This is a genomic window from Citrobacter freundii complex sp. CFNIH2 (genome assembly GCF_002880615.1).
GTDB lineage: Bacteria > Pseudomonadota > Gammaproteobacteria > Enterobacterales > Enterobacteriaceae > Citrobacter_A > Citrobacter_A amalonaticus_F.
Window position 1 is genome coordinate 4,968,811 of the sequence record NZ_CP025757.1, and the last position, 13,260, is coordinate 4,982,070.

Below are 13,260 nucleotides of genomic sequence, written 5' to 3' on the forward strand. Positions count from 1 at the left end.
GTCATATCCTCAAATCAAGCCAGCCTGGTGGAACTCCGCATACAACCGTTTTGGCGTCAGTGGCAGCGTATCAATCGCAACGCCTGTGGCCATTTTCACCGCGTTACGAATGGCTGCAGCAACAGGAATAATGGGCGGCTCGCCGAGGGATTTATGCCCATACGCCGATTGCGGCTCCTGCGTTTCAACGAATGCGCTCTCCAGTTGCGGCAGGTCAGGCATGGTCGGCATTTTGTAATCAAGGAGATTCGGGTTACGCACCAGACCACTTTCCGCATCGATGATCATCTCTTCAAACAGTGACCAGCCAATGCCCATTCCCATCCCGCCGTGCACCTGACCTTCCGCCAGTTGTGGGTTCAGAATATGGCCTGAATCGTGGACGTTGAGGATACGGTTGATCGTGACCTTGCACAGTGCGATATCGACGCTCAGATCGACAAATGTGCAGCCAAACGCCGGTGGGTTAGTGGTGGTTTTCACCGAGCATTCCGCTGACAGTTGGCCGCCGCGTTCCGGATGGTAAAACGCATCCATCGCCAGCTCTTTTAATGACAGCAACGGAGAGTCTGGTCGATCGGTAAGGACGATGTGTCCTGCCGTCAACGTCAGACTCATGACGGACTGATGCAGCATGTCGGCAGCGTGATGGAGGATCTTATCGCGCAGTTGTATTGCTGCCTTACGTAGCGCTGGCGCGGCGACATAGCTCTGGCGAGAGGCAAATGCGCCAGGGTCGAACGGGGTAATATCGGTATCCTGGGTTGAAATGACGTGCACATCGCTGACCGGCACGCCGAGGGTTTCCGCTACCATCTGCGAGAAGACCGTATCTGCCCCCTGACCGATTTCCGTCGCTCCGCTCTGAACGTTGATGGTTCCATCCTGATTCATCAGCAGGCGGGCGCCAGCGATTTCCACGCCGACCGGCCAGGTGTTGGAGGTATAGCTAAAACAGGCGACGCCGACGCCCCGGCGGATGTTGCCCTGCTGGTGCAGACATTCAGCGCGACGGGCGTCCCACTCAAACAGCGCGCGGCCTTTTTGCAGACATTCCGGGAGCCCCGCGCTGTAGATGCGTTTGCCGGTAATCGGGTTCGTGTCGCCTTCGCAGGCCGCATTACGCAGTCGAACCTCGACCGGGTCGAGACCCAGCGCCGTCGCGGCGTCATCCAGCATCGATTCCACAGCAAAGATCACCTGCGGCGCGCCGTAGCCGCGCATCGCGCCAGCCGAAGGAAGATTGGTATAGCAAGTGGTGGAACGGTAAGCGTATGCGCTACGGGGATAGAGATAAGCCACTTTGTTGCCGCCCGCCGAGGCGATCGAGTGCCCGTGTGAGGCGTAAGCGCCAGTATTTGACAGAACATCCAGACGATAGCCTTTCAACGTGCCGTCGCGATTGAGCCCCATCTGTCCATCCATCGTGAACGCATGACGGGTACGGGACGCGAGAAAACACTCTTCACGGCTGAGAGAGACTTTCACCGGTATACCGCCCAGTTTGCGCGTCAGGAAAGCGGCCATTGGCTCTTCCAGCACATCCTGCTTGTTTCCAAATCCGCCGCCGACGTACGGTTTGATAACCCGCACGCATGACCACGGAATGTCCAGCGCCTGGCCCACGACCCGTCGTACGATGTGCGGGATCTGCGTGCTGGAGACGATGGAGATTCGCGAGTCATCTTCCATCCAGGCAAATGAGGTGACGCTTTCCATATGGCAATGTTGAATCACCGGCGTCTGGTAATGTCCCTGGAGTTGATAATCCGCGGCATCAATGGCCTGCTGGACATTCCCCGTGGACATTTCACCGCGATTGAGCAGATTACCGCCTGGGTGAATGGAGACGGCGTCCTGCATCAGGGCCGCTTCCGGAGTGGTAATTACCGGGAGTTTTTCCCATTCTACATTCACCAGCAAGGCCGCTTTTTCTGCGGTTAACTCATCTCTTGCCACGACAATCGCGACCGCATCGCCATGATGGCGTACGTGGCGAGTCAACAGAAAACGGTCGGCGGTGTCGCGTTTGTTCTCATCCAGCGTCCAGGCGTGTCCTGCTGTGGCGAAGGGAATATCCGGTACATCTTCCCAGGTAAACACGGCCAGTACCCCGGGCAGGCTTTTCGCCTCGTCACAGTTGATGCTGGTGGCGTAACCGTGGGCAATCGGACTGCGAACGTATCGGGCATAACACATGCCCGCCATCATATAATCATCAGTATATCGAGCCCGCCCGGTCACTTTAGCGATGGCATCCACGCGCATACATGACTCTCCGGTAGCGGTTGCTTCCCGCGCATCCATAAACGTCCCCTTGATTTAACTATTCGGTTCCTGAACAACCGTTAAATCAGGCAAGAATTACGCCAGAAGCGCAAAGTTGAGCCGTGAGAAAAGGGAAGTGTGACGGAGATAATAATATGGCCTGTCGGGAGAGGGTTCCGACCTTTAGCGATGAGCACTCTGCGTATCATTATGAGTTTAATCAACTCATTGTGATACACGCTAAGCGGTGGTGATAGCGTTTATCAGGCGGTCCGTGATGGTACTTACCGATTCAATAAATTTGGCATCCGGATTATGGCTGCTATCATATGGCGTCTGTGAATATTGCGAGGAACGGTTTTGAGCGCAGGACGCCTGAAGAAAAATAGCCTGGGTATTGCCATGCTGCTTTGTGCGGGATTGCTTGTCGTGGGCTGCTCGGGGAGTAAATCGTCTGATTCTGGCGCCGTTTATACCGTCAAACGGGGGGATACCCTTTACCGTATTTCACGCACGACCGGTACCAGCGTCAAAGACCTTGCGCGTCTGAACGGCATTTCGCCGCCGTACACCATTGAAGTTGGGCAAAAGCTGAAGCTCGGTGGTTCGAAAACGGTCTCATCGAAATCCACTAAAAAGTCGACGACCAAAACAGCCGCCGCCAGACCGTCATCTTCTGTGCCGCAATCGTCCTGGCCGCCAGTAGGTCAGCGTTGTTGGCGATGGCCTGCCAGCGGTAAGGTGATATTGCCTTATTCCACCGCGGATGGGGGCAACAAGGGGATCGACATTTCCGCTGCCCGTGGTACGCCAGTTTATGCCGCCGGAGCTGGGAAGGTGGTCTACGTGGGCAACCAGCTACGGGGTTACGGTAATCTCATTATGATCAAACACAGTGAAGATTACATTACCGCCTACGCCCACAACGATACGTTACTGGTGAATAACGGACAAAGTGTGAAGGCGGGACAGAAAATCGCCACGATGGGCAGTACTGATGCGGCCTCGGTGCGGTTGCACTTCCAGATTCGCTACCGCGCGACGGCCATCGACCCGCTGCGTTACCTGCCGCCGCAGGGCAGCAAACCGAAATGCTGACGGCGAATTAATCGCCAGTCAGCAGGTCTGTCCCTTGCCAACAAGAGCGTAAGGTTTATAATGCCTTACGCACTCCAAAGCGGGCGTAGTTCAATGGTAGAACGAGAGCTTCCCAAGCTCTATACGAGGGTTCGATTCCCTTCGCCCGCTCCAAACTCACTTCTTTTTACCTCTACTCAAGTCAATCAAATCCAGGAATAACAAGGCTTCCGCCAATATCTCTGTATCTTGACGTAAACTAACGTCTACTCAAAGCTATACATTCATGTGTATGGTAATGCGTATAGCCAGCGCTCTACACTTTGTAACTATACACAATGCCCCTCACAGACCTTGAAATCCGGCGAATACCTATCTCCGCAGCGTCAACTTTGAGAGCGGGGGGCTGGCGGCGTACGCCATTCATAACGGGCTGATGGCGGCATCATTTCTATCACAGTGAAAAAATGGCGTTCGGCACGCTGACGCACTTGGTGCTGGAAAATGCGTCGTTGGAATAAATTGAAACCGTGGCCGTCTTGTGCCAAAGCGTCGGCCTGCCGCCTGGATATTAAAACCGATATCCCGGCCAAAATGCGCCTTGTGACGCAGGCCGTATGCGCCAAAGGCGAAACTATCCACAACATGCTTGGCGGCGCGACGGTGGATCAGGTTTATGCGTCGCTGATTGTCGCCGACGAGTACGGTCAGCGTTTTCTGGAAGAGTGGGAATAAATTCTGAAAGGTTAATACCTGAGAATTAAACGTCTGAAGAGGCTGCAACGGATAAGCTTGCGGCCTTTTTTTACCTTCTTTATTCTGCTCTTGTTGCTGGTTTCCTCCTTGCGCAAAGAGATAATCGGAAACGGTGTCAGAATAAAAAAATTAAACTTTCGTATCGATAGTTTAAATTTCCAAGGTTTTCCTTAACTATTTTTCGCGCCGGCATTCAGTGTCTCTTTTTTTTGTGATACATATCAAATTCCCTTTCTGGGATCCTTATGTACGATGTGTTTATATTAAGCAAGTGGAAGCGATAATGCGTAAATAAAAACCACTCCATATATAATGCCAATCATTAATTTTAAATTTCATTCTGGCATAACCATTTCATGGGGTGTTGTTACATCTCAATGAGGACTATTTTATGAACAGAAGTACGCATGTCATTGCAAAAATGAGAGTATATGCTTTTCTTTATTATTTTACTTGGGCAGAGATTATCACGCTCTATACACTTTGGTTAAGTGAGGTCATCGGTCTGGATAGCGTAACAATCGGTACCGTTTTTGCCGTTAATGGTATCTGTGCCGTTATCTTTAAACCTATTTATGGTTATACGCTTGATAAAATTGGGATGAGCAAAAACCTGCTTTATTTTATCGGTTTAGTCACAACCATGGTTGCCCCATTCTTTATTTATGTTTATAAACCACTGTTACTAAGCTATACGCTGGTCGGGATTATTGCCGGTTCTATATTCCTTGCGCTGGGTTGGTACGCAGGTGTTGCTGCTAATGAATCATATATGGATCGCTTGAGCCGCTTGTATGGCACTGAGTTTGGGCGAATCAGAATGATGGGGTCAATTGGCAGTACGGCTGGCGCATCAATCTCAGGGATACTTTTTAATATTTCCCCAAATATTAACTTAGTCATTAGCAGCGTCGGCGCGGTGATTATGTTATTGGTGTTGTTGAGTGTAAGAATCGATGAAAAATTACTTTCTGAAAATAGCGTCATAGCAAAAGAAAGAATCAAATCAACAGATGTAGTCGCTCTCCTGCGAACCCAAAAATTCTGGATGTTTGCGCTCTATATTGCAGGCGTAGTCTGGATGATGTTTGTCGCTGAACAACAGTTCCCCCGCTTCTTTGTCACTTTCTTTAAAACTAAAGCCGAAGGGAATGAGTGGTACGGCTATATGATGACGGTTAAAAATGGACTTGAGTTTTTAACCATGCTGGCAGCGCCGATCGTTGTTAACCGTATTGGAGCAAAAAATGGTCTACTGCTCTGCGGTGCAATTATTGGTGTTCGTCTGATACTTTGTGGAGTAGTTCATAATCATATTGCCATCTCAGCACTAAAAACATTTTATGGGTTGGAAATGGCGTTGCTACTGGTGTCAGCCTTTAAATATATTGCTGAACATTTTAATAAGAAAGTGAATGCGACCATGTATCTTCTGGGGTATCAGACAATGATTTATATTGGTTCAACGTTAGTTTCCGCCCCTGCCGGACATTTCTATGATAAATATGGTTTTGAACAAACCTATCTCTATATGGGTATATGGGCCTTAACCTTTACTGTTATCTCTTATTTTACGCTTTCTAAATGCCGCTCCGGTATCAAAAAAGAAAGTGATGTGCTTACAGATGTAAAAGCTTAGTCGATGGAGTAAGAATATATGTTGCCGAAAATTCTCATGGAACCGCTAAAAAAAATTAACGAGCTGACTCCCGACCGATTTTTACTCAGGCATAAAATTCAGGCGGCTATCGATAGGGTTGCCCAGAAAACAGCAGTAAATATTAATAAGCTGGATGGGCAATTCCCTGGTGAGGTTTGTATTGAAGGCATCTGGCCGCGCACGGAAAATGTGGGCTGGACAACAGGATTCTGGGCAGGGCAACTGTGGTTGCTTTGGGAATTAACAAAAAATCCACTGTTCCATGAGCAGGCGGAACGGCTTATCGCTTCATTTAAGGAGCGCCTCGATAAGAGTATTGATGTCGATCACCATGATTTAGGTTTTCTTTATACTTTGTCCTGCGTTTCTGCATGGAAATTAACAAGGAATGAGCAGGCGCGGCAAACCGCAATTCGCGCTGCACAATCCCTGATTCAGCGCTTTAATCCAGTATCGAACGTCATTCAGGCATGGGGAGATTTGCAGGACCCGGAACAGCAAGGTCGGATGATTATCGATTGTAATATGAATCTGCCCCTGCTTTACTGGGCTGCACAACAAACTGGCGATGCTCGGTTTTCGGCAGTGGCAAAAGCGCATATTCAGCAGGCCGCCAGATACATTGTTCGCCCGGATGCCTCCACGCATCATACCTTTTATATTGATATCCATTCAGGGAAGCCCAGATTTGGAAAAACGCATCAAGGTTACAGCGACACTTCATGTTGGGCACGGGGTCAGGCTTGGGGTATTTATGGCTTTATGCTGAGCTACAAATACACGGGCCAGCCTGAATACGTCGAAATGACGCGCAGGCTGACGCATTATTTCATTAACCGTTTGCCGGAAGATTTTGTCTGCTACTGGGATCTCGATCTGGCAGGGGCTGACGTTTATCGAGACAGCTCCGCAGCAGCCATTGCCGTGTGCGGTCTGCTTGATCTTGCTGATGTACTTCCGGCAACCGATCCGTATAAAATTTATTATGCAGATACGGCTCTAAATATTATGAATTCGCTGATCGATAATTATTTATCGACTACGGCAGAACCCTGCGACGGACTGTTAAAGCACAGTGCGGCGAACGTGAATAAAAATAAAGGAGTGGATGCCTGTAATACCTACGGGGATTATTTCTTTGTGGAAGCGTTGATGAGGTTAAACCAGACGTGGGATCCATACTGGTAATGGCGTACAGGCATATTAAAACGTTAAGGTGTTCTGATGAAAGCAAAAAACGAATACTGTGAATTAATGAGGAAATGGGCTGGATCAGCAAAGCCTTTTTTTTCTCAGCACTGTAGCCGCATAAAAATGGGCATTACCGGTGCGCATTATGCCGATGATGTCGCGCAAATGGAGGGGTTCTCCAGAATGCTCTGGGGATTGCTACCTTTATGGAGCACGGGGCATTCTGTTGATTTGTTGGCGGAATATACTGATGGCGTCCGCCACGGTTGCGATCCGCAGCATGGTGAATACTGGGGCGATGTAACAGGCCCGGATCAACGCTGTGTGGAAATGGCCGCCTATGCCCTGGCGATGGCGCTACCGGACTCGCTTCTGTGGGCGTCGCTCTCTGCATCCGAGCAGGATAATCTGGTCAAATGGCTACAACAGAGTAAAAGTTTGCCGGTGCCCAACAATAACTGGCACTTTTTCCCGGCGCTGGTACAAATGGGCCTGAAATGCGTGGGACGTGATTACGATATGAACGTAATTGAGACACATCTTAATGCCATCGAGCCTTTCTGGCTGGGAAATGGATGGTATTCCGACGGCCCTGGTCGGCCGCGTGATTATTATAATTCCTCCGCCTTCCATTATTATGGTCTGCTCTACAGTTACTTTATGCAGGATGTCGATCCGGTGCGCTGTGAAAGATATCGCCAGCGAGCTAAAGAATTCGCGCTTGAGCATATTTACTGGTTTTCTGCCGATGGTCCAGCTATTGCTTTTGGGCGTAGTCTTACCTATCGCTTTGTGCAGGCCGCATTCTGGAGCGCGGTGGCTTATACTGAGCTGGATGTTTTTAGCCCCGGCATTATTAAAGGCATTATCCTCCGGCATATTGACTGGTGGGTGCAGCAACCTTTTACCCACAATGACGGTTTGTTTTCAGTTGGTTACACTTATCCCAATCTCGCGATGGCCGAAGACTATAATAGCCCCGGCTCTCCTTACTGGGCGCTGAAAACATTATTAATACTCGCCATCAGTGATGACAGTGAATTCTGGAAGTGTTCTGCGGAGCCATTTCCTGTACTGGAAAAGGTGCATTTTATTTCAGAGGCAACACAGGCTATTGTGCATTCCGAAAACAATCGCCATGCCTGGATGTTAATGGCGGATCATTTCCATCCGCTGAATTTCGTTAATACCGATGCCAAGTATTCTAAATTCGCTTACTCCAGCCATTTTGGGTTTACTATTGAGCGCGGAGCTTACGGAATAAATCATGCGTCATGTGATTCAATGCTACTTTTTAGTGAACACGATAATTATTACCGCGGCAGACGCGAAAGCAGCGCAACTGTAATGACCGATCGCTTTATTCGCAATGAATGGCATCCGTGGGCTGACGTAAAAGTGACCACCTGGCTGGTGCCTTGTGAGCAAGGCCATATTCGAATACATCGTGTGGAAACCACCCGGCAAATTGATTGTATCGAAGGAGGGTTTGCTGTGAATTACCATCAGCTACAGGAAACTATCGATAGCGCTTCAGGGGTATTTTTACGCACCGAGAATGGCGGTAGTGGTGTTGAGGATTTACTGAATAACCGCTACGCGAAAACCGTCGTCATGCCACCAAACAGCAGCATTACGTTTCCTGCACCCGCCATCGTGCCATGCCTTGCCGCCGATTTAACGCCGGGTAATCACTGGTTGGCGGGATGGTATGCCGCATCCCTGAGCGGTGTTAAAACCCACATGCCGGAAATTTACTTCAATATTGCGACACATAAGCTTTTTCTTAGGGAGGAGGAAATAGACATTTTCTGACAGGAAAATACAGGACGGCGGACAGATTTTTTGCGCTGCCGTTTTTGCGTTAAGCCGGAAAAATGTGCAGTATGAATTAGGGAAACCATTGATGAGCACAGGCAGATGAAATCGACGTCTTTATTTGAAAACATCAATCTGGACAGTAGTTCGATGGTCTTTCGCCAGAAGGACACCGCCGTTGCGCATTATTATCACTGGCATCCCTGCCTAGAAATCATTTATATTTTAAGTGGTTATGGGTTGGTCGTCGTCGATAATCAGCAGTATACGGCAAGACCCGGACGAATGTTTATTTTCCCGCCTTTTCGCCTGCACAAAGTGCAGATCACGGGGAGCGAAAAACATCCCTACGTACGTACAATTGTTCATATCGATCAGACTCAAATCCTTAACGCGCTGGAATCTTTTCCTCGCCACTGTAAACATTTTCGCTATCTGTCTTCTGATTCGTCCCCTGCCCAGGCTTATGACCTGTCGGATAAAATGGATTTTGTTGCGACGACCTTAAAGCAGTTTGAGGAAATTAATGCTGGGCCGGACTACCACATCAGTGAAGTGATGTTATTGATTATGCAGGTAATGAATTTTCTTCCGGAAGCAGATAACAGCTTCAGAAAAAAGGATGTTACGCTCTCCACCCATATTATGGAGTGGGTCGAACGACACTATTTTGAACGATTATCGCTGGAATGGTTATCCGCCGAACTGGGATTTTCACCCGGTTATATTTCCAAAACCTTCAGAGCGCAAACCGGCGGCACGATTCAGGAATATATTTTGTGTCGACGGATCAAAGAGGGATGCGATCTGTTGCAAACGTCGGATTTATCGGTTGCAGAGATTGCGGAATCTGTTGGTTTTAAAGACGTGACCTATTTCATTACGCGCTTTAAAAAGCTGATGAAATATACGCCGTTGCAGTATAAGAAAATCCAGGGGGAGCATTAAAAAAGAACTATAGCAATACCAATGAAGCGGAAGAGCAGTGCGTAGATCCAGAACATCTTCGCTTAAAGGGAAAGGATTAGAGGCAATTCTGGATGCGATCCCTATCAGCGAAAGGCCGCCTGAAGCCTTGTTCTTTTCAACATTCATCATTCTCTTGCTGCGGTCTTCGCTCCCCTGAATTCGACTGACTTACCCAAATCAGTAACGGATGTCTGGCTGGTTCGCGAGAGGGTTCATTTTCAGTAGGTGATAAAGCGGGACAAAAGCGGTAGTTTCTCCGGCAAGGCATCACTCCTCCCGGAACAGGAGGAGTGAGATAAAACTACTTCACGACTGCCAGCGCGCTTTTATCAACGTAGGGTTTCATCAATGTATCGGCTTCCTGCTGGGCTGTTTTGACCGCCGCTTCCGGTGTCACTTTTTGGTCGTTGACGACGGCAGCCAACTGGTTTTCCATTGCTTTACGTACGGCGACCGTTTCATAGGTGGAGTACCAGGGATGGGCATATTTCAGTTGTTCAAGTGCAATGGCCGCACGAGGATCCTGTTGCAGGTACGCTTTCATTTCTGGTGTGTCGTACGCGGCTTTACGCGGTGAGAAGTAACCGGTAAAGCGACTCCATTCTCCGTTCACTTGTGGGCTGACCAGCCAGCTCAGGAACTGATATGCCGCTTTTTTCTGGGCGTCCGAAATCCCTTTGAAACTGACCAGACTGGCACCGCCGATAGGCACTGCACGCTGTTCTTTTGCCGGCAGCATGGCGACGCCAAGCTCAAAGTCTTTTGTATTTTCACGCATAAAGCCCAGCGCACCAGTGCTCAGCATTGCCATTCCGACTTTCCCTGAAAAGAAGGCGGCGCTGATCTGTTTTGAGTTCAGCACGCCGGAGGGCATCACTTTGTCCTGATAGATCAAACCCTGCCAGAAGCGCAGGGCGCCAATCGTGGAAGGGGCGTTGTAATACACTTCGCCGGGATAGTCTTCGTTAAAGTACTTGCCGCCGTTGGCGCGTACCAGCGCCGAAAAAATCCAGCCGCCGTAATCGTCGTTAGTCGATGGCAACATGATCCCCCACTGACCTTTACTTTCGTCAGTTAATTTTTTCGCGTCCGCCTGCAGTTCAGCCCAGGTTTGCGGCGGTTGCGTGATACCCGCCTGGTCAAACAACGCTTTGTTGTAATAGAGGATTGGCGTGGAGTTATGGAACGGGATCGCGTAAGTCACGCCCATCACCTGCGCGTTCTTATGCATGGCGGGCCAGAACTCGTTAAGCAAAAAAGGCCCCGCCTTTTGATTACCGAACTTGAACAGCTCATCCATCGGCAGGATTTCATCTTTTAACGCCAGATCAGTGGTGAAGTTAGCGGACATGATGACCAGCGCGGGCGGTTGTCCGGCCTTTTGCGCGGATTCGGCTTTGATCTTGGTGGTGTCATAGTTGCCGGTAAAAATGCCACGCACTTCGACATCCTGCTGCGAGTCATTAAACACGTTAATGACCCGGGTCATCTCCATGGTCAGCTTGCCGTCGACGGGCGCGGGAAACATAAAATCGATTTTTTCTTTCGCTAACGCAGAGCCGCTAAAGGCCACTGCACAGCTAAGGGTGAGCGCCTGCAACGTCGTGTTCAGGGGCTTAAACATAGTCAATCTCCTGGAGTAAGTTGTGCTGTTTCTCAGCATGAAAAAGATGAAGATCCGACGGTGAAAAACCGAGGGTAAGCGTGTCGCCTTTGTCGGGGACTGCACCGCGATGGCGACGGCTGTAGCGCAGTGTGCCGACAGGCGTGCTGACGTGAAGCAGATAATCTGCCCCCATCAGTTCTCGTTGCGTTACCGTGGCTGGCAGTGTGTACTGCCCGTCGGTCGGTCTGTCAGTCATGTGTTCTGGACGTATTCCCAGCCAGACCTGTGTTTCGTCACGCGACAGCGGTGGTAGCGGATGTCTGGCGTCACCGAGTGGTATCTGACCGTTCTGACAAGGCAGAAGGAGGAGATTCATCGCAGGTGATCCGATAAAACCGGCGACGAACAGGTTTGCCGGGTTGGCGTAGAGATGTTCGGGACGACCGACCTGCTGCACGTAGCCATTGTTCATCACGACGATACGGTCGGCCATCGACATGGCTTCGGTTTGATCGTGCGTCACGTAGACAGTGCTGGTTTTAAGCTGTTGATGCAGCGCCATAATGCTATCGCGAACCTCGCTGCGCAGACGCGCGTCAAGGTTAGAGAGCGGTTCGTCCATGAGAAAGAGGCGTGGATTACGCACAATGGCGCGCGCCATCGCCACTCGCTGCCGCTGGCCGCCGGAGAGTTTGGCCGGTTTGCGATCGAGCAGTGGCTCCAGTTGTAGCATCCGGGAGACTTGCTCCAGTCGCGGCTGCCAGCTGGTTTTATCCTCTTTGCGGATTTTCATCCCAAAGGTAATGTTGTCGCGTACCGACAGATGCGGAAACAGCGCATAGTTCTGGAAAATCATCGCAAAATTGCGTTCGCGAGGGGAGAGATCGGTGATGTTCTCGTCTTGCAGCCAGATGTCGCCTTCGCTGACGCTTTCCAGACCGGAAAGCAGACGCAGCAGGGTGCTTTTGCCGCAGCCGGAGGGGCCGACCAGCACCACGAACTCTCCGTCGGCGATATCCAGAGACAGTGAATTCAGCGCTGGCTTGCCGTCAAACGTTTTACTGACGTTATTCAGTCTTAGCATGGCGATGGGTACTCATCCGTTGGGCAACTGGTATTTTCGTCATACAGCCATGGTCCGGCGTAGTGCGCCAGTGAATGCTGGTAGCTCACCCAGTGTTCTCCCACCTGGCGATGCATCAGGCAGGACGGTGGCGACATGTCGTAATAGGGACGCGTATCTTCATGACAGTAGGGCACCTGATGAACCGTCGCGGGGAGCGTGGCGATGGTTGCCTGGCGATACTGCGTCATCGTCAGATTATGGTTATGGCCGCAGAAGATGCGGATAAGCGAAGGGAAGCGATCCACCAACGCCAGCAAACGATGACCATTTTCACAGGCGATCGGATCCATCTGGGCATTTCCCAGCGGCAGCGGCGGGTGGTGCATAAAGACGGCAGTAGGCTTATCGCCGGCGCTGAAGAGCTGGGCTTCCAGCCATTCGATCGTCTCTTCGGTTAACCAGCCTTTCGAATGACCCACAAGGCTGGAGTCAATAAACAGCAGACGCGTCGCGAAATCATCGATGGCATAGCGCATGTTTTGCGGATCGTTGCCCAGTTGCGGACACAGCGGGTGCAGATATTCAAGAAAATGCGCCTTATCATCATGGTTTCCTGGGATCAGCAGCAACGGGGAGTGGAGCGCGCCGAGTATCTGGCGGGCAACGCGATACTCCTCGGGGCGGCCGCAGTTAACAATATCACCGCTGACAATAACGGCATCCGGGCGTTCACGCAGTGCATTCAATTGGGACACCACGTCGGCGTTCCCGGCGTTAACATCGATAAAACCGTAGAGCTTCTGGTCGTGACTGCGGAAATGGGTGTCGCTAATATGGGCTAACAGCATG

The 13,260-nt window shown here is 50.4% G+C and carries 9 protein-coding genes, 1 tRNA gene and 1 pseudogene; 7 read left to right on the plus strand and 4 right to left on the minus strand.

From position 1 onward, the window contains the following. Positions 1-9: 9 nt before the first annotated feature. On the minus strand, positions 10-2,307 hold the full coding sequence (gene xdhA, locus WM46_RS24385; protein WP_102603599.1) for a xanthine dehydrogenase molybdenum-binding subunit XdhA: 2,298 nt from the start codon (positions 2,305-2,307) through the stop codon (positions 10-12). A gap of 321 nt (positions 2,308-2,628) precedes the next feature. Between xdhA and actS the strand changes: the two genes are divergently transcribed. The 7 genes and pseudogenes from actS (at position 2,629) to WM46_RS24420 (ending at position 9,718) form a co-directional block, all read left to right on the plus strand. Continuing rightward, a complete protein-coding gene (gene actS / locus WM46_RS24390) occupies positions 2,629-3,366 on the plus strand; it encodes an amidase activator ActS (RefSeq protein ID WP_102603600.1) in 738 nt (245 codons plus the stop codon). A 79-nt stretch (positions 3,367-3,445) separates the two neighbouring features. Further along, positions 3,446-3,519, plus strand: a tRNA-Gly gene (locus WM46_RS24395). Positions 3,520-3,709: 190 nt separating this feature from the next. After that, positions 3,710-4,080: pseudogene (gene gldA / locus WM46_RS24400) on the plus strand (glycerol dehydrogenase); the annotation flags it as partial. A 412-nt stretch (positions 4,081-4,492) separates the two neighbouring features. After that, on the plus strand, positions 4,493-5,740 hold the full coding sequence (locus tag WM46_RS24405) for an oligosaccharide MFS transporter (protein ID WP_102603601.1): 1,248 nt from the start codon (positions 4,493-4,495) through the stop codon (positions 5,738-5,740). A gap of 18 nt (positions 5,741-5,758) precedes the next feature. Next, on the plus strand, positions 5,759-6,949 hold the full coding sequence (locus WM46_RS24410; protein ID WP_102603602.1) for a glycoside hydrolase family 88 protein: 1,191 nt from the start codon (positions 5,759-5,761) through the stop codon (positions 6,947-6,949). 36 nt (positions 6,950-6,985) lie between these two features. Beyond that, positions 6,986-8,767, plus strand: a complete 1,782-nt coding sequence (locus WM46_RS24415) for a DUF2264 domain-containing protein (RefSeq protein ID WP_102603603.1) — start codon at positions 6,986-6,988, stop codon at positions 8,765-8,767. A 105-nt stretch (positions 8,768-8,872) separates the two neighbouring features. After that, complete coding sequence (locus WM46_RS24420; protein ID WP_102603604.1) at positions 8,873-9,718, plus strand: AraC family transcriptional regulator; 846 nt, start codon at positions 8,873-8,875, stop codon at positions 9,716-9,718. A gap of 322 nt (positions 9,719-10,040) precedes the next feature. On the opposite strand, the gene WM46_RS24430 is transcribed toward WM46_RS24420, so the two are convergent. The 3 genes from WM46_RS24430 to WM46_RS24440 are packed head-to-tail and all read right to left on the minus strand — an operon-like array spanning position 10,041 to position 13,259. After that, entirely contained in the window at positions 10,041-11,363 is a 1,323-nt protein-coding gene (locus WM46_RS24430; protein WP_102603605.1) for an ABC transporter substrate-binding protein, read from the minus strand. After that, positions 11,356-12,429, minus strand: a complete 1,074-nt coding sequence (locus tag WM46_RS24435) for an ABC transporter ATP-binding protein (protein ID WP_102603606.1) — start codon at positions 12,427-12,429, stop codon at positions 11,356-11,358. The genes WM46_RS24430 and WM46_RS24435 overlap by 8 nt, the downstream gene beginning before the upstream one ends. Beyond that, the gene (locus tag WM46_RS24440) at positions 12,423-13,259 is read right to left on the minus strand and encodes a phosphodiesterase (protein WP_102603607.1); all 837 of its coding nucleotides are present in this window, start codon (positions 13,257-13,259) and stop codon (positions 12,423-12,425) included. Before WM46_RS24440 ends, WM46_RS24435 begins: the two co-directional genes overlap by 7 nt. Between the last annotated feature and the right edge of the window lies 1 nt (position 13,260).